At 41.9% G+C, this 363-nt stretch carries 1 protein-coding gene; it reads right to left on the bottom strand.

The features are described from left to right. A partial coding sequence (locus AB4486_RS25210; RefSeq protein ID WP_372119448.1) for a hypothetical protein occupies nt 1-363 on the bottom strand: 363 nt, incomplete at both ends.

Here is a 363-nt window from a genome sequence, read left to right on the forward strand (position 1 = left end):
GTCTCGCTTGTTTCGGTTCTAGTACCAATTTCAAGAGACATGCCTTCGTAACGTGCAGTACCATCGAGGTTATAGTCGTACGCAAAGGTCTGGATACGAGTAAAGTCATCATTTAACAGGTGATCGACACTTTGTGTCGTGCCATATACCACGTCATCAGCAGTGATATATTGAGTAGTTATGGTGGTAACAATCTCTCCGCTATTCAGTGTCTCAACCATTTCTTCGACCTCAATATCCAGTGTAATGATATCGCGATCTGTTATGTTTAAAACTGCTACATCAGTTGCACTAACATTGGCCACAACATCAGCAATTGACTTATTTCCATCCTCTGGATGAACATCGGCATTATTACCAACG

Origin of the sequence: Vibrio sp. 10N.222.55.C6 (assembly GCF_041473395.1) — a bacterium.
GTDB classification, from domain to species: domain Bacteria; phylum Pseudomonadota; class Gammaproteobacteria; order Enterobacterales; family Vibrionaceae; genus Vibrio; species Vibrio crassostreae_C.